Annotated in this window: 19 protein-coding genes; 12 read left to right on the forward strand and 7 right to left on the reverse strand. The window is 35.6% G+C overall.

What is annotated here, in order from left to right; genetic code table 11:
- Positions 1-31: 31 nt before the first annotated feature.
- Both L3049_RS16065 and L3049_RS16070 read right to left on the reverse strand, forming a co-directional pair.
- Complete coding sequence (locus L3049_RS16065; protein WP_275110837.1) at positions 32-613, reverse strand: peroxiredoxin-like family protein; 582 nt, start codon at positions 611-613, stop codon at positions 32-34.
- A 165-nt stretch (positions 614-778) separates the two neighbouring features.
- Positions 779-1,192: an OsmC family protein gene (locus tag L3049_RS16070; protein WP_275110838.1), complete on the reverse strand. Its 414-nt coding sequence runs from the start codon at positions 1,190-1,192 to the stop codon at positions 779-781.
- Between the two features lie 266 nt (positions 1,193-1,458).
- On the opposite strand from L3049_RS16070, the gene clpB reads away from it, so the two are divergent.
- Both clpB and L3049_RS16080 read left to right on the forward strand, forming a co-directional pair.
- Positions 1,459-4,050, forward strand: coding sequence for an ATP-dependent chaperone ClpB (clpB, locus tag L3049_RS16075; protein WP_275110839.1), 2,592 nt, complete (start codon positions 1,459-1,461; stop codon positions 4,048-4,050).
- 271 nt (positions 4,051-4,321) lie between these two features.
- Entirely contained in the window at positions 4,322-5,755 is a 1,434-nt protein-coding gene (locus L3049_RS16080) for an ADP-dependent glucokinase/phosphofructokinase (RefSeq protein ID WP_275110840.1), read from the forward strand.
- A 101-nt stretch (positions 5,756-5,856) separates the two neighbouring features.
- On the opposite strand, the gene L3049_RS16085 is transcribed toward L3049_RS16080, so the two are convergent.
- Entirely contained in the window at positions 5,857-8,133 is a 2,277-nt protein-coding gene (locus L3049_RS16085) for a GH92 family glycosyl hydrolase (protein ID WP_275110841.1), read from the reverse strand.
- An 804-nt stretch (positions 8,134-8,937) separates the two neighbouring features.
- On the opposite strand from L3049_RS16085, the gene citD reads away from it, so the two are divergent.
- The 5 genes from citD to L3049_RS16110 all read left to right on the forward strand — a co-directional run bounded on the left by citD (position 8,938) and on the right by L3049_RS16110 (position 14,438).
- Positions 8,938-9,225 carry a citrate lyase acyl carrier protein gene (gene citD / locus L3049_RS16090; RefSeq protein ID WP_129254520.1) on the forward strand — a complete coding sequence of 96 codons (288 nt, stop codon included), beginning with the start codon at positions 8,938-8,940 and terminating at the stop codon, positions 9,223-9,225.
- Positions 9,225-10,127, forward strand: a complete 903-nt coding sequence (locus L3049_RS16095; protein WP_275110842.1) for an HpcH/HpaI aldolase/citrate lyase family protein — start codon at positions 9,225-9,227, stop codon at positions 10,125-10,127. Before citD ends, L3049_RS16095 begins: the two co-directional genes overlap by 1 nt.
- 26 nt (positions 10,128-10,153) lie before the next feature.
- Positions 10,154-11,713, forward strand: a complete 1,560-nt coding sequence (gene citF, locus L3049_RS16100) for a citrate lyase subunit alpha (RefSeq protein ID WP_275110843.1) — start codon at positions 10,154-10,156, stop codon at positions 11,711-11,713.
- Between the two features lie 80 nt (positions 11,714-11,793).
- Positions 11,794-13,185 (forward strand): triphosphoribosyl-dephospho-CoA synthase, encoded by a 1,392-nt coding sequence (locus L3049_RS16105; protein WP_275110844.1) that lies wholly within the window; start codon positions 11,794-11,796, stop codon positions 13,183-13,185.
- A gap of 179 nt (positions 13,186-13,364) precedes the next feature.
- A complete protein-coding gene (locus tag L3049_RS16110) occupies positions 13,365-14,438 on the forward strand; it encodes a [citrate (pro-3S)-lyase] ligase (protein WP_275110845.1) in 1,074 nt (357 codons plus the stop codon).
- A gap of 47 nt (positions 14,439-14,485) precedes the next feature.
- Here L3049_RS16110 and L3049_RS16115 read toward each other — a convergent pair whose 3' ends face one another.
- From L3049_RS16115 to L3049_RS16130, 4 genes are read right to left on the reverse strand one after another with little or no spacing between them, the layout of a single operon-like run.
- The gene (locus L3049_RS16115) at positions 14,486-14,806 is read right to left on the reverse strand and encodes a PQ-loop repeat-containing protein (protein ID WP_275110846.1); all 321 of its coding nucleotides are present in this window, start codon (positions 14,804-14,806) and stop codon (positions 14,486-14,488) included.
- 56 nt (positions 14,807-14,862) lie between these two features.
- Positions 14,863-16,425, reverse strand: coding sequence for a response regulator (locus L3049_RS16120; protein WP_275110847.1), 1,563 nt, complete (start codon positions 16,423-16,425; stop codon positions 14,863-14,865).
- A gap of 9 nt (positions 16,426-16,434) precedes the next feature.
- The gene (locus L3049_RS16125) at positions 16,435-16,785 is read right to left on the reverse strand and encodes an STAS domain-containing protein (protein ID WP_275110848.1); all 351 of its coding nucleotides are present in this window, start codon (positions 16,783-16,785) and stop codon (positions 16,435-16,437) included.
- Between the two features lie 24 nt (positions 16,786-16,809).
- Entirely contained in the window at positions 16,810-17,265 is a 456-nt protein-coding gene (locus tag L3049_RS16130) for an Hpt domain-containing protein (protein ID WP_275110849.1), read from the reverse strand.
- Positions 17,266-17,600: 335 nt separating this feature from the next.
- Between L3049_RS16130 and L3049_RS16135 the strand changes: the two genes are divergently transcribed.
- The 5 genes from L3049_RS16135 to L3049_RS16155 all read left to right on the forward strand — a co-directional run bounded on the left by L3049_RS16135 (position 17,601) and on the right by L3049_RS16155 (position 24,586).
- Positions 17,601-19,379 (forward strand): hypothetical protein, encoded by a 1,779-nt coding sequence (locus L3049_RS16135; protein ID WP_275110850.1) that lies wholly within the window; start codon positions 17,601-17,603, stop codon positions 19,377-19,379.
- Between the two features lie 145 nt (positions 19,380-19,524).
- Positions 19,525-20,628, forward strand: coding sequence for a glycine cleavage system aminomethyltransferase GcvT (gcvT, locus tag L3049_RS16140; RefSeq protein ID WP_275110851.1), 1,104 nt, complete (start codon positions 19,525-19,527; stop codon positions 20,626-20,628).
- Positions 20,629-21,067: 439 nt separating this feature from the next.
- Positions 21,068-22,144: a 3-phosphoserine/phosphohydroxythreonine transaminase gene (gene serC, locus L3049_RS16145; protein ID WP_275110852.1), complete on the forward strand. Its 1,077-nt coding sequence runs from the start codon at positions 21,068-21,070 to the stop codon at positions 22,142-22,144.
- 149 nt (positions 22,145-22,293) lie between these two features.
- Positions 22,294-23,217 carry a 3-phosphoglycerate dehydrogenase gene (locus L3049_RS16150; RefSeq protein ID WP_275110853.1) on the forward strand — a complete coding sequence of 308 codons (924 nt, stop codon included), beginning with the start codon at positions 22,294-22,296 and terminating at the stop codon, positions 23,215-23,217.
- A 118-nt stretch (positions 23,218-23,335) separates the two neighbouring features.
- Positions 23,336-24,586 (forward strand): DUF1015 domain-containing protein, encoded by a 1,251-nt coding sequence (locus L3049_RS16155; protein ID WP_275110854.1) that lies wholly within the window; start codon positions 23,336-23,338, stop codon positions 24,584-24,586.
- The last annotated feature ends 70 nt before the right edge of the window (positions 24,587-24,656 follow it).

Below are 24,656 nucleotides of genomic sequence, written 5' to 3' on the forward strand. Positions count from 1 at the left end.
AGAGCCGAAGATTAATTCGGCTCTTTTTGTATTATAAATGTTTTAAAATTTCTTCAGCATTCGATCTATTTTTATAATCTGGATCGTACTGCACGTATTTTACGATGCCGTCTTTTCCAATTACATAGGTCGCTGGCACAGGAAGTATTTGATCACTATTTCCATTAGAGACAGTAAGGTCGATACCGTACTCTTTGTATTTCTCTACCATTTTTGATGCTAAAACAAAATCAACACCATATTGCTTCATTATTTTGCTATCAACATCGTGTAATACAGAATATTCAGCTTTTGTCTTTTTTACAGTTTTTTCAACGCTAACAGCAATTTCTGGTGAGATAGCTACTAATCGTGCACCTGCCTCTTTAAATTTAGCCACGTTTTCCTGAAGATGAGAAAGGTGTTTGTTGCAAAGTGGGCACCATTGTCCGCGATAGAATACAACAATTAATTGCTCTTTCTCTAGTATGTCATTGCTCGTTACGGTATTTCCATTTTGGTCCATTGCTTTAAACATAGGAGCTTTATCACCAACAAGAACACTACTTTCTTTTTTTTGAGCAATACTACTAATACTAAAAAATAGTAATGCAACTACTAATATTTGTTTCATTTTTAAGCTGTTTTGTATTTGAATAGAATAAAAGACAAGTTAATCTTTTATTTTAAGTTCCTAAAACAATAAGTCAATTGCAGTCGTTAAAAAGATGTTAAAACAGAGCTAAAACAAAAAATCCCTTACCAAAAGGCAAGGGATTGAAATATTATAAAGTTTTACTTATGCTTTCTGTAATTTTTCAATTTTGTAAGTTGTGTTTACACCTGCTTGATGGAAAAGAACACCTACAGGACACATTTTTAAAGTTTTTTGTAAACAAGATTCAATCTTCTCATCACTAGCTTCCGATTCTACTCTAAGCTCAACTTCAACATCAGTGAAGGTAGGCGCTCCATCTTTTTGAATTCCGGTAGTATCAACTTCAAGAGCAGTAAAATCAAATCTCATTTTCTTAGCTACAATATTGAAGATTGTATTTACACAACCTGAGTAACTCATTAAGCAAAGTTCAAATGCAGTTGGACCTAGATCTTGTCCGCCTTTAGCCTCTGGTAAGTCAATAATGGTTTCATGACCTCTATTATCTGTAATAACTGAAGCTGTTCCTTGTGTCCAAGTTGTTGTTGCTTTCATCTGTTTAAATTTTTATATGTTTAATTTTCAGCTTGCAAATATATACAATTATCGACATGTGTCGCTATTATTTTGTTTGTTTATCAACATGTCTGAAATTATTTCAGATAAATCACAGGTAATATGTCAAATTGACTTGCTTTAAGTGGCTGTGTAAGACATAATTTCAGGTTTAATGATAAACTCAGTGATTGGCAGATTATTTGACAGCATAATTTCAGACGATAGGTTAATCCTTACGTGGATGTTATCGAAAAATTAAGAATATGAATTACAATAATTTTACAATTAAATCACAGCAAGCAATAGAAAAAGCATTTCAAGTTGCTTCTGGAAAACAGCAACAAGCTGTTGATACAGGACATCTATTAAAAGGTGTTTTACTTGAAGGGGAAAATATCACCAATTTTCTATTGAAGAAATTAGGGGTTAATTTACAAAACTTTACATTGGTGGTCGATCAGATCATTGAAAGCTATCCAAAAGTAAGTGGAGGAGAACCTTATCTTTCACGTGAAGCTTCGGGTACTTTGCAAGCAGCTACTGATATTTCAAATAAAATGGGTGATCAGTTTGTTTCTCTTGAGCATATTTTATTGGGCTTATTAAAAGAAAAGGGGCAAATATCTAGCTTGTTAAAGGACAATCAGATAAATGAAAAAGATTTGGTTGCGGCTATAAATGAATTGCGAAAAGGAGCTAAAGTTGATTCTCAAACTGCCGAAGATACATTTAATTCTTTACACAGATTTGCTGTTGATTTGAACGAAAGAGCTCGAAATGGCAAGCTCGATCCTGTAATTGGACGAGATGAGGAAATACGAAGAATACTTCAAATTCTTTCGAGAAGAACGAAAAATAATCCTATGCTGATTGGTGAACCAGGAACGGGTAAAACAGCCATTGCCGAAGGTTTAGCACACCGTTTGGTTAAGGGGGATATTCCTGATAACCTGAAAGACAAGATTATTTACTCTTTGGATATGGGTGCCCTAATTGCCGGTGCCAAATACAAAGGTGAATTTGAAGAAAGGTTAAAAGCTGTTGTGAAAGAAGTGATTGCCGAGGATGGAAAAATCGTCTTATTTATCGATGAGATACATACCCTTGTTGGGGCTGGTGGCGGGCAGGGTGCTATGGATGCAGCTAATATTCTTAAGCCTGCTTTGGCCCGGGGCGAGTTGCGCGCTATTGGAGCAACAACTTTAGATGAGTATCAAAAGTATTTCGAAAAGGATAAAGCACTGGAGCGTCGTTTCCAAAAAGTGATGATTAGTGAACCCAACCGGGAGAGTGCCATTTCTATTTTGCGAGGGATTAAGGATAAATACGAAAGTCATCATAAGGTGAGAATTCAGGACTCTGCGCTTATTGCTGCTGTTGAATTATCCCAGCGTTATATTTCCGATCGTTTTCTTCCGGATAAGGCCATTGACTTGATGGATGAATCGGCAGCAAAATTGAGAATGGAAATCAACTCCAAGCCGGAAGAGCTGGATGAAATTGAAAGACGCATAAAGCAGCTGGAAATTGAGCGTATGGCGATTCAGCGTGAAGATGATAAAAAGAAATTAGAAGATTTATCACGTGAGATTGCGGAGCTTAATGATGAACGTAACCGACAGAGAGCGAAATGGGAAGCAGAACGAGAAGTAATTGATGGCATTCAAAACAATAAAGAGGAATTGGAAAACCTGAAGTTCGAGGCCGAAAAAGCAGAACGAGAAGGAGATTATGCCAGAGTTGCGGAGATTCGCTATGGAAAAGTTAAGGAGATTGAGGAAAATATCGAGCGTTTGAATGAACAACTGAAAATTAACCAGAATTCGGATGCTATGATCAAAGAAGAGGTTGGAAGTGAGGATATTGCTTATGTGGTATCGCGCTGGACGGGAATTCCTGTAAACAGAATGCTGAAGAGTGAAAGACAAAAATTGCTTGGTTTGGAAACTGAACTTCATAAAAGAGTGGTAGGACAGGAGGAAGCAATTTCGGCTGTAGCAGATGCCGTTCGAAGGAGTAGAGCTGGATTACAGGATACCAAAAGGCCAATTGGCTCATTCATATTTTTGGGAACAACAGGAGTTGGAAAAACAGAATTGGCAAAAGCCTTAGCGGAATTTTTGTTCGATGATGAAAATCAAATGACGCGCATAGATATGTCAGAGTATCAGGAACGTCATTCGGTTTCAAGGTTGATTGGAGCGCCTCCAGGATATGTTGGTTACGATGAGGGTGGACAGTTAACAGAATCGGTTCGTAGAAAGCCATATTCTGTGGTATTGTTAGATGAAATTGAAAAAGCGCATCCTGATGTTTTCAATATTCTTTTGCAGGTATTGGATGATGGAAGATTAACGGATAACAAAGGAAGGGTTGTTGATTTTAAAAATACGATTATTATCATGACATCCAATGTTGGTTCTCACTTGATTCAGGAAAAGATTGCGAAAATGAATTCGGGCAATAAAGGAGAATTAATTTGGGAAGCCAGAAATGAAGTTCTCGATTTGCTTAAAAAGAGTATTCGTCCGGAGTTTTTGAATCGTATTGATGAAACAATTGTATTTACACCATTGGATCGTGAGGAAGTCAAGCAAATTGTTCGCTTGCAGTTCGAGATGGTAAAATCGATGCTCCTAAAAAATGAAATAAGTATAGAGCTGAGCGAAACAGCAGTTAATTACCTTGGAAATGCGGGCTTTGATCCACAGTTTGGAGCAAGACCAATAAAAAGAGTATTGCAAAGAGAAGTGCTTAACAAACTTTCAAAGCAAATTTTGTCGGAAAGCATTGCTTCTAATCAGAAGATTTTAATTGATGTAGAAGATGGCGATTTGGTTTTTCGAAATTTGTAATAAGAGTTACATTTAAATATTAATCCTGCTTGCCATGTGAGCAGGATTATTTTGTTGCTTAATCTCCTATTCGGTATCAAGATGCCTTGTACTATTTTGATGTGAATTGACTATTGGATTCAAGCTGTGATCTTAATTTGGAATATTGCAAACCATTGCAGTGATTTTCAGGCACAATTCATGAATTATTTTAAGCCATTGTGCATTATTTCTATTTCTTTGTTGGTAATTTAAGAGAGAAAATAGATTAATAATTCTAAAATAGATTCAAATGTCTTCTACTGATTTAAAAGCACAATGGCTTGAAAACTATAAAACAGCACCAGCTCAATTGGATAAAATGGGAGAAGTTAACGGCCTTATTAGTGCATTTAATGCAAATGTAGATGCGGTAATTAAGGTAAATGGTGAAGGAATTCAAAAGTTAATTGCTGAAAATAATTTGGATACAGATGTGATTCTTGCAGAAGGAAAGAGCAGTATTCGTTCCAACGAAGATGCGATACGTGGTTTTCTGAATTGTTTTAAGAATGGTATCGCAGAAGAATGGTTGATAGAAGATGTTGACGTTTTTGAGTGGCTGAATAAAACTGTTGGCTACGATAAATTGCAAATGGGAGGCCAAGGTGGTATTGTTGCCAATGTAATGGCAATCTGTGGTGTAAATTCTGTTTACGTGCATTGTGCATCTTCTCCTAAAGAACAATCTCAATTATTTTTAGATCTTCCAAACTTGGTAACTACAAATGCAAATGGCGAATTAGAGCAAGCTTTTACTGTTAATCGTACTGGCGAAAATGCCCTTATTCATTGGATTATTGAATTTGATAAAGGAGATACAATTAATTTGGGAGGAAAAACATATATGTGCCCTAAAGCCAATCGATTTATCGCTACTTACGACCCTTTAAATTTTAAATTGCATATCGACGAAAACTTCGATAAGTGCATGTCGAATGAGGATGTTAATCCAGAATACATTATCCTTTCCGGATATCAAATGCTACATGAAGAATTGGCCGACGGAACAAAAGGAGCTGATCGTATTGATGAGTCAAAGGAAATGATTGCCAACTGGCGTAAGTCTTGCCCTGATAATTTATTACATTTAGAAGTTGCTTCTACGCAAGATAAAGCCGTGAGAAGGCATTTGATTGATTCTTTGGTTGATAGTGTTGATAGCTTAGGATTTAACGAACGTGAACTTATTGATATACTCGAAGTAATCGGGGAAGATGGACTTGCAGTAAAATGTGAGGCAAACACAAATTCATCTAACTTGTTCGAAGGCATGTTGAAAATATATGAATACACAAAGTGTCCGCGAATGCAATTGCATATGTTTGGCTTATATCTGACGCTTCAGAAAAAAGGCTTTAAAGTAACTCCGATGCAAAATCGTGATGGTATGCAGTTGGCAGCCACTGTTGCTGCAGCAAAAGCCGGAACGGGTGCCATAAACTCTAAAGATGTTCTGCTTTGGGCACAAGGGCATAAAGTTTCTGATGTTGGTTTAGGCGAACTGGAAGCGCTATCTGAAAAAGTAACAGAGCTATTGGGCGAAAATGACCTAACGAGCACTGGTATTTTTACAGATGAAAAATTAGAAATAATAGCAGTTCCTACAATCTTAATTGAGAAACCTGTGACTTTAGTAGGAATGGGAGATACAATCTCATCAGTATCTTTAGTGGGAGCTAGGTAGTAAGATCAGAACAAAAGAATAGCCCCGATGGTTAAGTCGGGGCTTTAATTTGAACCATTTGTGTGGAATAGTTCTAATCTAACTGATCTATTACTAACTTACTAATCTTTACTCATCGAATAAGGAACGAACTTTGGATTTGTTCCCCATGTTTTATTTGGTCTGTCGCTCATTTCTAATACCAGTTTAGCACCGTTTATAATATCAGCGTGCTTGAAATAAGGACCTTTTAATTCTTTTCCATTTAAGCTTGCCGATTGAATGTATTTGTTTTTATCGGAGCAGTTCTTGGCTGTAATTTCTAATTTCTTGTTATTCCCTAAATCAATTGTTATTTCCTCAAATATTGGACTTCCAATATTGTATTCCGGTATACCAGGCGTTACAGGGTAAAATCCCATTGCAGAAAAAACATAGAAAGCAGATAAACCACCACCATCTTCATCGCCACAAATACCAAAAGGTGAATTTGTGAACCAAACATCCATTAGGTAACGAATTCTTTTTTGAGTTTTCCAAGGAGCTCCAGAGTAATTATACAAATAAGGAATGTGCAAACTTGGTTCATTTCCCATAACAAATTGACCTGTTAAGCCAGTTGCATCTGGAAAAATATCCCAATAATCCCATTTTGGAATTCCGAATGGTTCTACAAACAATTGGTCCAATTTGGTATTGAAATTTTCATTTCCTCCCATTAGTGTAATCAATCCAGCAACATCATGTTGAATGTCCCAAGTGTAGGTCCATGAATTGTTTTCAGCAAAGTAAGCTCGACCTCCTAAACCGCCAGATAACTTTGGATCAAATGGTCTAATCCATTCTCCGTCTGCCGATTTTGGTGCCATAAAGCCAATTTCCGAATCAAAATGATTTTTATAATTGTTAGACTTCTCTGAAAATAGTTTGTAATCGTCTTTTTTATCTAAGTCTTTTGCCAATTGAGCAATACACCAATCGTCGTATGAATGTCCCAAGGTTAGTGCCACTGCTTGGCGTTTCTCCCAATGATGAACCTCTTTAACCCATTCTTTTTCTCCAATTTTTAAAGCAGGGAAAAAGCCATTGTCATGATAAAAGGAATCCAATTCGGTTGCTGGCCCATTTTTCCATGGTAGCATGGTTGCTTCTAATTCATTCTTTTTAAGTCCCTCAAATGCTTTTTCAATATCAAATCCGTGCAGCCCTTTAAAATAAGCATCGGTAATTATTGATGCAGCATGGTTACCATTCATACAAGTATGATCACCAGTAAAAAGAGGGAAAGATGGCATCCAACCTCCTTGTTCGTACATTTTAACGTACGAATTAATTTTTTTGGATTGGTTTTCAGGATCGATGATTAACATTAAAGGGTGAGTTGCTCTGTAGGTATCCCAAACCCAGTCGTCAACAAAGAAATCAACACCTTCGTCATGATGAATTTTTTGATCGTAATTGCTAAAATACTTCCCATTTTCTGAGATGTTCACCATTCTTTCGTAACACCTGTAAAGTGCAGTATAAAAGACGATCTTCTGATCTTGACTTCCACCTTTTATTTTGATTTTGGAAAGTGCTTTGTTCCAAATTTGTTTGTGTTTTTCGCTAATCTCATTAAAATTCCAGTTTGGTATTTCTGAGTTTAAATGATTCTCAGCTTCATCAGTTGATAGGTACGAAACGGCTATTTTTAAATGCAGGTCTTTAGCAGTATTATCAAAACTTAAATAAGTACCAACTTCTTCTCCCGAAATGGATTTGTTCTTGGCATTTATTTGCTTTGAATCAAATGTTCCGTAAGTAGATAGCTTTTGATCAAATTTGCCTGCAAAATAGACCTTTACAGGGTGTATGAGATCTAAACCATCAACAGCTGTAATCATATCAAAGCCTTTTATTACATTATCTTTTACGGATATATTAAATTCTCCAATATTTCTTGTTTGCAGATAAAGAGTCGCAGGAGCTTTATCGGTAAAGCTAAACTTCGAAAAGGACACATGCTCACTTGCTGTTACTTGCATTTCGATGTCAGAATCTTCTAGCAAAACAGAATAACAATAAGGTTTAGCTTCTTCCAGATCATGATCGTAATCTGATTCCCAATCTTTAGGATTGTTAGAAATTGCTTTTTGAGAGATCATGAATTTTCCAATTGTGCCTTTTCTGTGTGATACAATTGAAAAAGGGAAATGCTCTATTTTTTGGTTCTGATATCCTTTTGGTTCTTTCGAAATCCGCATCATGCTATTTGGTAAGTGTACCAAAGGACGAGTTGGTTGTAGCATATGTCCAATTCCGCCAATATTTGGATTCACGTAATCAACAACACTTTCTTGAGCAAAAAGAGTAAATGAGATAAGTAGGGGCAAAAATAGCAGTGATAGTCTCTTCATTTGAATTTTCTGATAAAATTATGCTGCCAAAAATAGCTTTGAGCAATTAATTTTAATTTAATTGTCGATTAACCCATGCAAATAATGTGTTAATCATGCTTATTAATCCGAATTAATCTGTCTTTGCAATTGGGAATAAAGCTTTCTAATTATTTGAATATTAATAGGTAGGTGTTTATGGTGACTGAAATTAACTTGATGACAATGTAATTGATGATTTATTTTAAGTAAATCAAGATAAGCTTGGCTCAAAAAAAAACATGAAAACGTTTGCGTAAATTAATTTTTTACACTTATATTGTCATCGATTTAAAAAGAAAAACGAAAAACCATTTGTAATCGAATTAAATCACACCTTTTGATTCTCATCATTAACTGTGGTGAGATCTTACTAACCACTAACTAATCACTAACAATGAGATCCTGCTTATTCTAAATAAGCAGGATCTTTTTTTATGCCTATTTTTCGATTTATCTTTATTGATATTCTCTTTAGTTAAGGAGTTGAAATATTAGGCTGAAATTTAATTGTGCAACTATAAAATCATCAAGTGTTAGGATCTATGATAAAACTCATATAAAAAATATGCTTTGGAAAGAGAAAGTTAAGAGGTTTAATTACTTACAAAGTTTAAGTGTTTAATAACGGTCTGATCTGCAATCGTTTCCAAAAAGTGTTTTTAAACATTATCCAAAGAGGAAAAAAACACGCGAAAGTACTTTGATTTGTATCGAAAGACCTTAAAATTTGCATGTACAAATATTTCGAATCACACGTAATAAATTAACAAATATCCACTAACAATGACACCTAAGTTTAAAGCTCAAGCTGGAACTTTCGAATCAAGCGACATTATGGTTCTTATAGAGCCAGTTGCGGAAGGATCTGGAAGACAGGTTGACATTTCTTCAACTGTAATGCTGCAGTTCGAAGAAGATCTTAAAACATGCATCAATCAAGTTTTAGATGTAATGGAAATTGAAAATGTGCACCTTATTGCAAAAGATAAAGGCGCATTAACACCGACCATTAAAGCGAGAGTTGAAACCGCAGTTAAACGTTCTTTAGGTATTCAGGAGGGTACATTGTAATGGCTAAGAAGAAAAGAAGATCAATGTTGTACATCCCGGGTAATAATCCGGCAATGATTCAACAAGCGGGTGTTTATGGCTGTGATGCCGTACTACTTGATTTGGAAGATGCAGTAGCATTGAACCAAAAAGATGCTGCACGTATTTTGGTACGCAGCATGCTTGAAACCGTAAATTTCTACGATACCGAAGTTTGTGTTCGTGTAAACAACATGCAAACACCATTCGGTTTGGCGGATTTGGAAGAGATTGTTCCTATGCAGCCAGACAATATTCGTTTTCCTAAAACGGAATCGGTTCAGGATGTTAAAGATTTCATGAAAGAGGTTCGTAGAATCGAAAAAGAGCATGGAATCAAAAATCCAAAGATGACCATTCACGTAATGATTGAAACGGCTAAAGGAGTTGCTAATGTATACGATATTGCTGCTTGCGAGCCACGTGTAGATGCAATCACTATTGGAGGTCAGGATTTAACGGCTGATATGGGTATTGTGAAAACGCCGGACGGAGCAGGAATCGACTATGCTCGTAAGAGAATCGTTATGGCTGGTAAGGCTAATAATCTAGATGTATTAGATACTGTTTTTGCTGATGTTAATGATGAGGAGGGTCTTAAAGAGGAGACTGAATACATCAAGAAATTAGGTTTTGCTGGTAAAGCATTGATTAATCCACGTCAGGTTGATCCTGTTCACGAGGTATTCAATCCTAGCGAAAACGAAATCCGTAAAGCTTACCGTGTGTATTCTGAGTTTTATAAGAATACTAAAGCGGGTATCGGTGTTTTTGCTATTGATGGTAAGATGATTGATGCTCCTGTTGTTCAGAGAGCTATCACCGTTTTAGAATATGCTAATATCGATATTAACAGAAATCGAAAAAAATGCAGATTAGTTTAAGCTTTGATTCTTAAAGAAGTAGACAAATGAAAAACGCATTAGGAGTTGAAATCCCTGAATATATAGAAGGTTTAGGCGAATTGCAGCCTTACCAAGGTGTTTGGAAAAGTATCATCGAAGATGAAGTTCCATCTACCAACATATCACGTACTTTAAAGGCAAAGAAAGCACACACATCAAAATTTTGTGATAGTTTAGAAGAAGCTATTAAAAAGTGCGAGCCTTTCGATGGTATGACTGTTACTTGTCATCATCACCTTCGTGGAGGAGATGGTGTATTGATGCAAACTATTGAGATTTTAGACAAGATGGGAATCAAAGATATTACTTTGGCTTCTTCATCTCTAACTTCTGCTCACGATGGTTTGGTACCTTACGTTGAGAATGGTATGATTACTAAGATTTTTTCTTCAGGTATTAGAGGACGTCTTGGTGAAATCATCTCAATGGGAAAATTAAAGCATCCTGCAATTATTCACTCACATGGCGGTCGTGTTCGCGATTTCCTAACAGGACGCATTAAACCAGATTTATCGGTACTTGCTGCTTCAGCCGCTGATGAGGAAGGTAACTCAACCGGATCTCACGGACCATCTGCATTTGGTTCTATGGGCTATGCTGATATTGATGCAAGATATTCAAAGAATGTCATTGTCGTTACTGATAATATCGTTGAATACCCATGTGTTCCAAGTACAGTACGTCAGCATTTTGTTGATCATGTTGTAAAAGTGGATAGTATTGGTGATGCATCTAAGATTGCATCAGGTACAACACGTATCACATCTTCACCAATGGATTTGCGAATTGCTCGTATTGGTGCTACAGTAATCGAACATTCTGGTTTGTTTAAGGATGGTATGTCATTCCAGGTTGGTGCCGGTGGTGCTTCTTTGGCTGTGGCTAAATTCCTTCGTGAGGATATGAAGCGTAAGAACATTCAGGGATCATTCATGATTGGTGGTGTAACATCTTACGGTGTTGACATGCTTGAAGAAGGCTTATTTAAAGCTATTTTCGATGTTCAGTCGTTTGATGCTGCAGTAAGTACTTCTGTATTGAATAACCCTAAACACGTTGAGATTACTTGTGATCAATATGCGAATCCTAATAACTGTGGAGCCATGACCAATAAATTGGATGTGGTAGTCTTGGGGGCACTTGAGGTTGATGTTGACTTTAATGTTAACGTAATCACAGGTTCTTCAGGAGAGATTCGTGGTGCATCGGGAGGTCACTCTGATACAGCATCAGGAGCAAACCTTTCTGTTATTGTTTGCCCATCTTTCCGTGGTCGTTTACCAATTATTATGGATCGTGTTCACACTGTTGTAACGCCAGGTGAAAGTGTTGATGTTATTGTAACTGAGCGTGGTGTTTGCGTGAATCCAGCAAAACCTAATTTAGCTGCTGCCTTGAAAAAAGCAGGTGTAAAAGTCGTTGATATCAGAGATCTTAAAAAAGAAGTTGAAGAAATGACAGGAATACCTGCAGAAAAGCAATTGGGAGATAAAATTGTCGGCTTGGTTGAGTATAGAGATGGAACTATTATTGATGTGATCTATAATGTGGAAAATCTCTCTTAATTAGAAGCGAATTTTATCCTAATCAAATACATTACGCCCTAACTGTTTGTTACATTTAGGGCGTATTATTAATAGTGCAGATGGAGAAGCTAATTAGCGAAATATTAAATGCCAAAGAAGAGAGAGCCGAAGCAAGAAAAGAACTTGCTTCCAAAAGGCTTGTATCGTTAAGTTTGACCCTTAATATTCCAGGTGTTCCAAAGTCTAATGACTTAATAAATAGTTTCTTTTCTTCTAGTTTTGCTGATTTAAAAAGATTTCTACTTTCGTATCGAATAGTGATTAGCGAGGATGAGGAAATTATAAATAAAGATGCAGCTGGAGACTTTTACCTCGTTCCAATTTGTGATACAGGTATAAGAGCAAAAGCAATTAAAGAGATAACGGAAGGTTTTGAAGAAGATCATCCTCTTGGTCGATTATTAGATGTTGATATAACAGATGAAAATGGGAGTCCTGTTTCATCGGGCAAGGCAAAGGTATGTTATTTCTGTAATGAACATCCTGCCGTTTATTGCATGAGAATGCAAACGCATGAGTACACTGAAATGAGAAAGCGTATCGAGACAGATATGATTCAGTTTCTTGAGTCTAGGAGAAAGGATCGAATCTGTAAGGATTTGTCTGCTTTTGCATTAAAAGCATTGCTGCACGAAGTTTCTCTATCTCCGAAACCTGGCCTCGTCGATCGCTTTTCGAGTGGTTCGCATACTGATATGGATTATGCTACTTTTTTAAATTCAAGTGCTGTTTTGGCGGTCTATTTTAAAGAAATTGCAGAGTTCGGATTTTCTTTTTCATCCAGTAATGGTAAAGATGCCCTTCCCAAATTGCGACAAATTGGATTGCAAATGGAAGAGGATATGTTTGCAGAAACCAAAGGGGTGAACACACATAAAGGCGCAATTTTTTTATTGGGTTTTTCTCTTTTTGTATCGGCTCTTAAAATTAAAAAACGGAACTTTTCCTACGATTCATTTGTTGATCAGATAAAAGAATTAAATGGGAGTTTGGTTGAAAAGGAATTGGGGCAGAAATTATATTCGAAGGGTAAAACTCACGGTGAAGAGTGTTTTGAAAAATTTGGAGAGAAGGGAAAAGGAATAAGAGGAGAGATACAAGCCGGTTTGCCATGTGTATTTAAGCATGCAATTCCAGTATTGAATTCTTGTTTTAATGATTTGGAATTGGAAAACGATTCGTCAATTCAGTTTGGACTTACAAAAGCACTTTTATCTTTAATTGCGCACAATAACGATAGCAATATCTTATATCGCAAAGGAGAGCGAATTCTTGATGAATTAAAAGATTTGTCGCAACAAGCTTTTGAAGTTTATGGATCGAATTATTTTAAGGAGAAGTACCAAGAATTGATGAGCTTTTGTGAGCAAAATAGGATCTCGCCAGGCGGGTCAGCAGATTTATTAGCAGTGAGTTATTTTATATATATGGTAAATCAAAAATACGCATAAGCTTTTGCTGAATACAAATTGATACGGAATAAAAAAATAACATTTATCATGATTTGACACTTAAAAAACTCCTTTCATAACATATAAAATTAAAGGTGGATTTTCTGTGGAATTCATATCATTGAATAGTTAAATACAATAAACAAAAACACAACAAATACTAAAACGAACTACTAAGTATGGGCGTTGAGAATACAGATTATAGGGAAGAGTCTTTAGATTTAAAGAATCCCTTTGATATAAAATTAGTTTCAGAATTTATGGAGCCATTGGGCTTCGAATTTGATCCTAGCGATGTGGATTACGCCATGATCCTATATAACTTGAATGGGGAAGTAATCGGAACGGGGTCATATAAGGGGAGAGTATTAAAGTATGTTGCAGTTTCTCCAAAATTTAGAGAAGGCGCTGCTTTTGCTCAAATTGTTACCCATTTAATTGATCTTGTAATTCTTAAGCATAAGCATATTTTTGTTTATACCAAGCCTCGAAATTTAGAGGTGTTTAAGGGTTTAGGATTTACCGAAATTGCCACAGCAGAGCCTTTGTTTTCGGTGCTTGAATTCGGCTATGAAAACATCAAGACTTACCAGGACTATTTAAGGTCAATAAAAAAGGATCTTAGTGTTGGAGATATTGCTTCTGTGGTGGTCAACTGCAATCCCTTTACAAAAGGTCACAAGTACCTAATAGAGAAGGCGTGTAAAGAAAATAGATTGGTTTATCTCTTTATTGTCGAAGAAGATCGCTCTTCTTTTACCTTTGACATTAGGTGGCGATTAATTAAAGAGGAACTTGGGCACTTGGACAACCTTGTAATGGTAAAAGGAGGTAACTACGTTGTTTCCGGAACTATTTTCCCTTGTTATTTCCTTAAAGAGGAAAAGGAATGTGATATTGCAGCAAAACAAGCAGAATTAGATGTGGTCACCTTTATGAACTACATTGTGCCGATATTAAATATCAACAGAAGGTACATAGGAACAGAGATGTATTCACCGGTTACGGCTGCTTATAACGAGGCAATGTTAAAATACCTTCCTTCTAATGGAGTTGAAATCTTAGAAATCCCTAGAATAACCCAAGGAGGTGCTGATAATTATATTTCAGCATCGAAGGTAAGAAAGGCAATTCGAGAAGATCGCTTAAATGACATCCTTGATTTTTTACCTGATTCAACAAAGAATTATCTTTTATCAGATGAGTCTTTAGAGATTCGGGAGAAAATACGAAATACAGTTTCAAGACATTAAATAGCAAAGCCGGATTTTCATCCGGCTTTTTTTATGGTATACATTGTCTATTTAAATCTTAGTTTTTTTCTAAGAATAGATAAACTTGTTGGTTTTGAATTGTACCTGTATTTGGCAAATACCAAATAGAAAAGTAATAGTAAGTTGAAAATGTAATTAAAATACAGAGGAATATGGTAGTTTTTATTGGTGATATCATCAATAATAATATACCAAAAAGTGAAAACTTCCCCTAGAAACCAAAGCCAAATAAAAAACTCATTAAGGTCGTCAACCTTTCGGGTTTTAAATGTGTGTATAACTTGAGGTAATCCGCATATTGCGAAAAGGATGCTACCCATCCAGCCAATAATTTCGTTTGCTTCCATATTATCAAATTTTATGCAAAAATGAGGAAAACAAAGGAGAAAAAGGAGTATTTGAACTAATTTCTTTGGATTAACAATAGGGTTCTATCGTCGTCATATTTTGAGATGTTAAAAAGCTGTGCTAATTCTGTTTCTAGCTCTTTTGCTGCAATAATTTCTTTGTCTTTTTTATTGTCTAAAGCATAATGCATCGCATCATCACCAATCATTTCCCCCGTTCTATCATTAACAGCTTCAATATAACCATCAGTATAAAGTAAAAGTTTATCTCCGATATTAAAATCTTGTATTAAGCTTAGATAGTGTGCATCTGGGATAACACCAAGTAGAGTGCCAACAATATTTAATTGAGTTGTTTTGTTTTCCTTCGCATTGTAAAAGACAGGTTGTAAGGCTCCTGCGGATGCAATACTTACCTTTGATGTCTGTGAGCAAACTGTTATAATACTTAAGGTTGTAAAAACTTCGCTAAGCTTAAGGTCCTTGAAAATAGACTTGTTTATTATTTCGAGAAACTTACCAGGTGATTTTATAAAATCAAATTCCTCTCGACTCAGGTAAAAGTTTATAGTGCTACGAACATATGCAATGTAGGCTGGGACAAAAAACCATGCATCCCATTTTTTACCCATCACATCTCCTAAGATTAAAATCTTTCTATTTTCATCGATATCAACAACTTCGTAATAATCTCCGCCAGGAAGCTTGTCGTAAGGTTGATTTAAAATCTGAATATTAAAATCGCGCAGATCATCCTCAAATTCACTTTCGAAACGAATTGGAGATCTTTTAGCGGCAGTATTTAGTGCATTTAAATATTTGTTTTTTAAATCGTGTTCTCTTTGAACATTAGAATTGATCTGATGAATGATCAATTTTGAATTTAATTTTTTAAATAGAAAATTACTGATTTTTGAACTTAACAATTGATCAATTTGATCCATATCGTCAGCATCAGAAATTAAGATACTTATTGGAATATGGTGAGATACAATCTCTGTAATTTTATCTAAAATGGTAATCGCCCACTTTGCTTTATCGTCTATGATAATTCCCCAAGTATTTGTGTCTTGAAGAGCCATAAAGAAATCGGTGTCGGAATAAACCGCTTTAATGTTTGTTTTTAGATGTTTTCGTGGGAGAGCAAAAGGCTTAATTCTATTGGCGCAATAGATTAAATTTCCTTTTTCAAAACTAATATCATCCTTTCTAGCACTGTCAAGAATATCTTTTCTGAGGTAAGCTTTTTTTAAGTGCGACTGAATTTTGGAGATGAAAATCTTCTGCTTGATGGGTTTGGTGATGAAATCATCAGCACCGTCATTAAGGTTTTTAATCCAAGTTTCTTCTTCTGTATTTCCAGAAAGGAAAATAAAAGGTGTGTGTTGGTATTCGGGTGTTTTTCGTAGTCTTTTAACCAATTCATTACCATCTATAAGAGGCATGTAAAGGTCAGAAATGATGAGGTCAAAATGTTGATTTTTAGCCTCGTCGATAGCTTCTTTGCCATTTTTTGCCAATGTGGTTTGATAACCTAAGCCTTTAAGAGTAAACTCAATAAACTTTAAGATAACTACATCGTCATCAACAACAAGTATATTTGGCGAGACTTTGGCCATCCAAGCAATTTATTCTGCCGATGAAAAACTGTTAACACAAGCGGTTGTATCCTGCAAAATGTCAAAAATAGAATCAAGCTGCATTAGTTCAATCAATTCCATAACATCGTTGTTGATATTACAAAGCTTAATAAAACTCTTGTGCTCTTTTGACGTTTTAAGTGCAGATAACAAAGCTCCAAATCCTGAGCTATCAATAAAACTTATGCCTTCAAAATCAATAACCAATTGTGATTTTGGTTGAGTTAAGAATTCATTCATTTTTTCCTTCGCAAGATTCGCATTTAATGCGTATAACCTATTGGTAGCACCCAATTTCATTATGGTTACAGAGTTAACTTGTTTGGTTTCAATATTCATAGTGGTAAAATCTGGTGTAAATTTTTAATGTTGTTCTAGCGTTTCTTTTAGTTCTCTAATAGCTAATGGACATTGAGTTAAAAAGCCTTCTACTAATTCAGGAATGTGCTTTAATTCAATGTCATTTTTAGTTTCATACTTCACATTAATCCAATTCTTTTCATCAGAAGGACTAAATTCAATGCCTTTTTCTTTTTTTATCTGTAAATCAAATTTAAGATTCCCTTTCGAAAAATGTTCTAGCTGTTCCAAGTAGCTTCCGGTCTTTTCCATTCCCATTGTTCTTACTGATGATTTTGCTTTGTGAGCAACAGCACCTAAAGCTTGCCAATCTTGGGATTCGAAACTATTCGAAACCTCATCTAAGAACTCGGGAACTTGTTCTATAAAAATATCAATCATTTCTTTGATGATACTGTAGTCATTTCCAGACATTTCCTTTAAATAGCTTAAGTCAGTAAGCTTTTCCCCTAGAGTCATTTAGTTGAGATAAGGTTTGTTTACGTTTAATTTAGTCAAATTTATGCTTTTTATAATGCTATTTTCTAAATATTTTATTCAGATTTAATAAACAATATTAATCATGCCTAAGACATATGCAATAATACTAAAATATTTTTAATTTACCTATAAGCTAAGTTATTCAACAGGTGCTTAAATCAACGGTTTTATTGAATCTTTATTGATGATTACTAAATAAGATTCAATAATTATAAAACACTAAAAAGTGATTGTTAAACTAAACTTAAGAAGTTTTTTTTCGTATCATCTTTCTTTTAGGAATTTTGTCTATTCTCAAATATAACTTATCGTCTATGAATTTGAAGTTTACTACCCTTGTTTTATTTATTGTTATAGCAATTTCTTTTCAAATACATGGACAGGAGTTGTTGTCGGTTAAAAAAACTCATTTTGTGGATACTGTGCAAACAAGAAAGGCGGAGTATTCAAAAATAAAAGAAGCCTTAAAGCTTTATGATAAAGGATTGGGCTATGTTGGAGAAAGTTTAAATTTATTATTAGAGGCCTATGCAGTTAACAAAAGCAATGCTGAACTTAATTATAATGTAGGTATTTGTTATTTAGTTGCTGGACCTAAAAATAAAGCTCTTCCATTCCTTTTAGCTGCAGAATCAGTAAATCTTGATATCAGTAATGAAATACATTTTTATATTGGTTTGGCTTATAAGTATCAAAACAACTTTTCAAAGGCAATTATTCACTTCAAAATGAATAATGAATTAATAGCACAAAACAATTATAAGGAACAAAAAGAGTTGATACCAATTGGTGAAAAGCACATTCAAGAATCAAGGTATGGAAAAATGTTTATGGAGGACTCTACATCTTTTGCTATTGAATTGTTAGAAAATGATGTGAATTCAAGTTTTGATGAGTTTAATCCGCAGGTTTTTCGTAGTGATTTGTACTTTAGTTCGAGAAGAGTATTTGAAAAGGAAGATGCCAGATCTTTGGATGATCAGAAGTATTTTGAAAAGTTATTTAAAGCGGAAAAAGATGAAAATACTTGGAGAAATATATCAAGAGAAAAAAATAATTTAGGAGCGAATGTCAATGCAACTTTACTGTGCAATTTTAACGAAAATCAATTTGTATTTTACAATAGTAAAGAAGGAGCAGGAGATTTGGTTTTAGCTGAAAAAGTAAATGGGAAATGGAAAACAGGTAAATCTTTAAAGTTCATCAATAAAAAAGATTCTAGAGAGAGCTCGGCAAGTATTAGCGAGGCAGGTAATGAAATTTATTTTGTGAGTAATCGAAATGATGGATTTGGAAAATGTGATATTTATTATTGCCTTTTAGAAGATAATGGAAGGTGGTCTAAACCAATAAATATTGGAGGTGACATTAACACAGAGTACGACGAAGGAGATGTTTACATTACAAGAAATGGAAAGACATTGTATTTTAGTTCAAAAGGACATAATTCAATGGGTGGGTATGATATTTTTAAATGTGAGCGAGAAGAAATGGGAGGATGGACAAGTCCAGTAAATTTAGGAATGCCGATTAACAGTGCTGAAAACGATATTACTTATAGTGAAGATGCAGAAGGAGTGTTTTATTTTGCATCAGATCGGAGTGGAGGAAATGGAGGTTACGATATTTACCAACAAAAAGTATCTATACCAGTTATAGAGGAAACTGTAATTGAAGAACCAATTGCAGAGCTTGTGGAAGATACTCTTGAAGTTGAAATTCCAGACTTAGAGCAAGCTAAATTGGTTGTACCTATAGCAGTGCCAATTATTGCTGTTGAAAATGAACTTGTTGAACTAGCGGAAAAACCAATGAAACAAGAATTGGTTGAAGAAGATTTTGTTTACCGAGTGCAAATTGCCGCTAGCAGAAAAGAAATGGATCCAGCAGAACTGTTTCGAAGATATAAAGGTGGGGATGTTATTGAACATTTATTTGTTGAAAATTGGCATAAATATACAATAGGAGGTTTTTTAACTTTTAAAGAAGCTGCCAATTATAGAGACGATTGTGGCGTAAAAGATGCATTTGTTGTGCTTTTTAAAGGAGGTTATCGTTTGGGGATAGCAAGGCGTCCGGTTGGCGGAAACTAATTGTTTTGTTTTTATAATATCTGAGAAAAAGTTTTACATTTGCAATTGTTAAAACAAACACAACTTAATTAGTTTTTCTTAGGTCTAAGTTATCTTCTTTCAGGATTTTTGAAAATGTAGAGCTTTGCCCCAAACACGTATTTAGATGAAAAGAACTGCATTCACTAGTTTTCATGAAGAATTAGGCGCTAAGATGTTAGAATTTGCTGGGTATAACATGCCTATTGAATACACTGGTATTAAGGATGAGCACATGTGTGTTCGTGAGAAATTAGGAGTATTTGATGTTTCTCATATGGGTGAGTTTTGGGTAAAAGGCCCTAAGGCTTTTAGCTTTGTTCAGAAATTGACCACTAATGATGTGGCAGCTTTAACTGATGGAAAGATTCAGTACTCATGTTTTCCTAACGGAAAAGGTGGTATTGTTGATGATTTGTTGGTTTACTGTATCGATTCTGAAACTTATTTATTAGTTGTTAACGCGGCTAATATCGAAAAAGACTGGGCCTGGTGTTCTAAGAATGCCGAAGAAATGGGCTTAGAAGTAGGTAAAGAACTTTACAATGCGTCTGACGAAATTTGCCAGTTAGCTGTTCAAGGTCCTTTGGCTCTTAAAGCAATGCAGAAGCTTGTCGATGTTCCTGTTGAAGATATGGAATACTATACTTTCAAGAAAGTGAATATGGCTGGTATCGAGAATGTCATTTTCTCTACTACAGGTTATACAGGTTCAGGTGGATGTGAAATCTACGTTGCAAACGAAGATGGCGAGAAACTTATAAATGCTGTAATGGAAGCAGGTAAAGAGTTTGGTATTCAGCCAATTGGTTTAGCTGCTCGTGATACGCTTCGTCTTGAAGTTGGATTCTGCTTATACGGTAATGATATTGATGATACACATACTCCAATTGAAGCTGGTTTAGGATGGATTACTAAATTTGTTGATGGTAATGACTTTATCGATAGAGAATTTTTCGAGAAGCAGAAAGCTGATAAGCCTAAGCGTCGTTTGAAAGGTTTTGAAATGATCGACCGTGGTATCCCTCGTCAGGGTTATAAGATTGAGGATGCTGAAGGAAATGAAATTGGTGAAGTAACTTCTGGAACAAGTGCTCCTGCAGTTGGAAAAAATATAGGTATGGGTTACGTTAAAGAGGGTTTCTATAAAGCGGATACGGAGATTTTTATTCGTGTGAGAAAGAAGGCTCTTAAAGCAAAAATTACAAAAATACCTTTTTACAAAGCGTAAGGGTGTTTTTTTTATGATATTGATTAGAGCAGATGCATTTACATGTATCTGCTTTTTTTTGTCTATTTTAAAACTTGTGGTAATTAAAAGAACATAAATTCTTATATTTGCTTTGGTTTTTGAGTTGAAAAGTGATTGTTTTTTAAGTTTCTTTTTAACTTTTGCCATTTAAATTCACAAAGATTGTTCATTTCAATTCAAATATTTGGTTGGAAAGGAAAACACCGAGTCTTGTGAGAGAATTATTAAAAATAATTTCCGAGGGTTAAAATTCTGTTTTTCAGAACGTAAGTATTAATCTATACGAAGGGGGATGAGATGAGAATTTATTTGTTTTAAAACATACATTTTAACAGATAAAAGCGTCTTAAAATAAATTTTTATTTGCAAATTTGCCTCAGGATATGGAATAATACAAAAATTTAAAACGTTTGAAAAAATGAAAGTACATAATTTTTCTGCAGGACCCTCAATCCTTCCTGACTCAACAGTAGAAAATACTGCTGCAGCTATTAAGAATTTTGCCGGAACATCTCTTTCTTTAATGGAAGTATCTCACCGTAGCAAAGAATTTGTTGCCGTAATGGATGAAGCTATCGCTTTATTCAAAGAATTATTGAATATTCCAGCAGGATACTCAGTAATGTTTGTAGGTGGTGGAGCTTCAACTCAGTTCTGCATGATTCCTTACAATTTAATGGCTAAGAAATCTGCTTACTTAAACACAGGTGCTTGGGCAAACAAAGCTCAAAAAGAAGCTAAGTTGTTTGGTGAAGTTGTTGAAGTTGCTTCTTCTAAAGAAACAGTTTACAACTACATTCCAAAAGGATACGAAATTCCTGCTGATGCAGATTATTTCCATATTACTACAAATAATACCATTTATGGTACTGAGATCAAGCACGACATGGACGTGAATGTACCTCTTGTTGCTGATATGTCATCTGATATTTTCTCTCGCCCTGTTGATGTATCTAAGTATGCATTAATTTATGGTGGAGCTCAAAAGAACCTGGCGCCAGCTGGTGTTACTTTTGTAATCGTTAAAGACGAGTTACTAGGTAAAATGGATCGTCAGATTCCTACTATGTTAGACTACAGAACTCATATCAAAGGTGAGTCAATGTTTAACACACCTCCGGTGGTTCCTGTATTTGCTGCTCTTCAAACTTTGAGATGGATCAAAGAAATGGGTGGTGTTTCTGCAATGCAGAAAATGAATGAAGATAAAGCTGCGGTTCTTTACAACGAGATTGACCGTAACCCAATGTTCAAAGGTACTGTTATCAACGAAGAAGATCGTTCATTAATGAACATCTGTTTCGTAATGACTGACGAGTACAAAGAACTAGAAAAAGATTTCTTCGAATTCGCTACTTCAAAAGGTATGTCTGGAATTAAAGGTCACCGTTCAGTTGGTGGTTTCCGTGCTTCTACTTACAATGCTTTACCAAAAGCATCTGTACAGGCATTAGCAGACTGCATGAAGGAATTCGAAACAATGCATGTAAAGTAATTACCTGATTATATGGGTTTGAGTGTGGCAACACACTCGAATCTCTATTTTGAGTCATTAAAGCATGAGGAACGACTAAAGGGATCCGTAAGGATAACTTCGATTTGGCTGGCAATGACATTTTATTTTTAACGTTTTAAATTAATAAAATGACTAAAGTTTTAATTGCAACCGATAAACCTTTTGCTCCTGCTGCTGTAAACGCGATTCGCGAAGTAGTTGAAGGTGCAGGATATGAACTAGCTTTGCTAGAGTCATATACAGATAAGGCTGAGTTAATCGCAGCTGTTGCTGATGTTGATGGAATGATTATTCGTTCTGACAAAGCAACTCGCGAGGTGCTTGAAGCAGCTAAAAATCTAAAAGTAATTGTACGTGCAGGTGCTGGATACGATAATATCGATCTTGAAGCATGTACTGAAAAAGGTATTGTGGCCATGAATACGCCTGGTCAAAACTCGAACGCTGTAGCTGAGCTAGCATTAGGAATGATGGTTTTCCTTGCTCGTAAAGGTTATAACGGGAAAGCTGGTGTTGAGTTAAGAGGTAAGAATATCGGTATTCACGCTTATGGTAACGTTGGTAAACACGTTGCTAATATTGCTAAAGGTTTCGGAATGACAGTATATGCATTCGATCCTTTTGTTGCAAAAGAAGCTATTGAAGCTGATGGAGTTAAGGCAGTAGACACAGTAGAAGAGCTATATAGCACTTGTCACTATGTTTCCTTGCATATTCCTGCCAACGACAAGACTAAAAAATCAATTAATTACGATTTGTTGAACAAGATGCCTGAGGGTGGTATCCTTGTTAATACAGCTCGTAAAGAAGTAATTGACGAAGAAGGTATGTTGAAACTTATGGCAGATCGTAACGATTTTGCTTATATCTCTGATATCGCACCTGATTGCAAAGACGAATTTGCTGCTAAATATGAAGGTCGCTTTTTCTTTACACCTAAGAAAATGGGTGCTCAAACAGCTGAAGCTAATATCAATGCTGGTATCGCCGGAGCTAATCAGATTGTGAACCTGATTGAAAAAGGAGACGAAACATTTAGAGTAAACAAGTAATATTTGGAAAACAAGAGGAATATCATGTTCTTCTTGTTTTCTACCTTATATATTTGAATGCAATTTGTATTTAAATAGAGTACAACAACAAACAAACACAACAAAAACATAGAACGCGATGGCAATTGTAAAACCATTTAGAGGCTTACGCCCAACTAAAGATATCGCTAAAGATTTAGCATGTTTACCATATGACGTAATGAATTCAGAAGAGGCTGCACAGATGGCTGAAGGTAAAGATTGTTCTTTGCTTCACATCACTCGTGCAGAGATCGACTGTCCTGCTGGAACAGACGTTCACTCTAACGAAGTTTACGAAAAATCAGTATCTAACCTTAAGCTATGGCAAGAAAAAGGTTGGTTGAAGCAAGATTCAGAAGCTAAATTCTATATCTACGCTCAAACAATGGACGGACGTACTCAGTACGGTATCGTTGCTAATGCTGCTTGTGAAGATTACCGTACAGGTGTTATCAAGAAGCACGAGCTTACTCGTCCAGACAAAGAGGAAGATCGTATGATCTTAACTCGTTACACTGAGGCTAACCTTGAGCCAGTATTCTTTTCTTACAAAGCTGTTCCAGAGATTGACGCTATCGTAGCAAACATTGTAAAGAACGAAGAAGCTGAGTACGATTTTGTTGCTGAAGACGGATTCGGTCACCATTTCTGGCCTGTAAACGATGCAGCTACTAACAAAGAGTTGGAAGAGTTGTTCGCAACTAAAGTTCCTTCTACTTACGTAGCTGATGGTCACCATAGAACAGCTGCTGCTGCTCGTATTGGAGATGAGTTTGCTGCTAAGAACCCTAATCACACTGGTGATGAAGAGTACAACTACTTCATGGCTGTTCACTTCCCAGATGATCAATTGGCAATTATCGATTACAATCGTGTAGCTAAGGATCTTAACGGAATGACTGAAGTTGAATTCCTTGCTAAATTGGAAGAGACTTTCACTGTTGAGTGTATGGGTGAGGAAACTTACAAGCCAGCTCAATTACATGAGTTCTCTATGTATTTAGATAACAAGTGGTACAAGCTAAACGCTAAAGAAGGAACTTACGATGATAAGGATCCTATTGGTGTATTGGACGTAACAATCCTTTCAAACCACGTATTGGATAACCTATTGGATGTTAAAGATCTTCGTACGACTACTCGTGTTGAGTTCGTAGGTGGTATTCGTGGATTAGGTGAATTGAAGAGACGTGTTGATAGCGGTGATATGAAAGTAGCTTTCGCTTTATACGCAGTATCTATGCAACAGTTGATCGATATTGCTGACACAGGTAACATCATGCCTCCTAAAACGACTTGGTTTGAGCCTAAACTACGTTCAGGATTATTGATTCACAAATTGGACTAGGTCTAAAAATATATTAGTTGAAAGGGATGCCAGTTGGCATCCCTTTTTTTGTTCGAAACCGTACATGATC

Origin of the sequence: Labilibaculum sp. DW002 (assembly GCF_029029525.1) — a bacterium.
Lineage (GTDB): Bacteria > Bacteroidota > Bacteroidia > Bacteroidales > Marinifilaceae > Paralabilibaculum > Paralabilibaculum antarcticum.

Bases quoted from the DNA above. Each gene is read 5' to 3' on its own strand.
- L3049_RS16120 (WP_275110847.1), bottom strand. From the start codon at position 16,425: ATGGCCAAAGTCTCGCCAAATATACTTGTTGTTGATGACGATGTAGTT.
- L3049_RS16135 (WP_275110850.1), top strand. From the start codon at position 17,601: ATGAATTTGAAGTTTACTACCCTTGTTTTATTTATTGTTATAGCAATT.
- L3049_RS16110 (WP_275110845.1), top strand. From the start codon at position 13,365: ATGGGCGTTGAGAATACAGATTATAGGGAAGAGTCTTTAGATTTAAAG.
- L3049_RS16150 (WP_275110853.1), top strand. From the start codon at position 22,294: ATGACTAAAGTTTTAATTGCAACCGATAAACCTTTTGCTCCTGCTGCT.
- L3049_RS16095 (WP_275110842.1), top strand. From the start codon at position 9,225: ATGGCTAAGAAGAAAAGAAGATCAATGTTGTACATCCCGGGTAATAAT.
- serC (WP_275110852.1), top strand. From the start codon at position 21,068: ATGAAAGTACATAATTTTTCTGCAGGACCCTCAATCCTTCCTGACTCA.
- L3049_RS16080 (WP_275110840.1), top strand. From the start codon at position 4,322: ATGTCTTCTACTGATTTAAAAGCACAATGGCTTGAAAACTATAAAACA.
- L3049_RS16085 (WP_275110841.1), bottom strand. From the start codon at position 8,133: ATGAAGAGACTATCACTGCTATTTTTGCCCCTACTTATCTCATTTACT.
- L3049_RS16155 (WP_275110854.1), top strand. From the start codon at position 23,336: ATGGCAATTGTAAAACCATTTAGAGGCTTACGCCCAACTAAAGATATC.
- gcvT (WP_275110851.1), top strand. From the start codon at position 19,525: ATGAAAAGAACTGCATTCACTAGTTTTCATGAAGAATTAGGCGCTAAG.
- L3049_RS16115 (WP_275110846.1), bottom strand. From the start codon at position 14,806: ATGGAAGCAAACGAAATTATTGGCTGGATGGGTAGCATCCTTTTCGCA.
- L3049_RS16070 (WP_275110838.1), bottom strand. From the start codon at position 1,192: ATGAAAGCAACAACAACTTGGACACAAGGAACAGCTTCAGTTATTACA.
- clpB (WP_275110839.1), top strand. From the start codon at position 1,459: ATGAATTACAATAATTTTACAATTAAATCACAGCAAGCAATAGAAAAA.
- L3049_RS16065 (WP_275110837.1), bottom strand. From the start codon at position 613: ATGAAACAAATATTAGTAGTTGCATTACTATTTTTTAGTATTAGTAGT.
- L3049_RS16130 (WP_275110849.1), bottom strand. From the start codon at position 17,265: ATGACTCTAGGGGAAAAGCTTACTGACTTAAGCTATTTAAAGGAAATG.
- L3049_RS16105 (WP_275110844.1), top strand. From the start codon at position 11,794: ATGGAGAAGCTAATTAGCGAAATATTAAATGCCAAAGAAGAGAGAGCC.
- citF (WP_275110843.1), top strand. From the start codon at position 10,154: ATGAAAAACGCATTAGGAGTTGAAATCCCTGAATATATAGAAGGTTTA.
- citD (WP_129254520.1), top strand. From the start codon at position 8,938: ATGACACCTAAGTTTAAAGCTCAAGCTGGAACTTTCGAATCAAGCGAC.
- L3049_RS16125 (WP_275110848.1), bottom strand. From the start codon at position 16,785: ATGAATATTGAAACCAAACAAGTTAACTCTGTAACCATAATGAAATTG.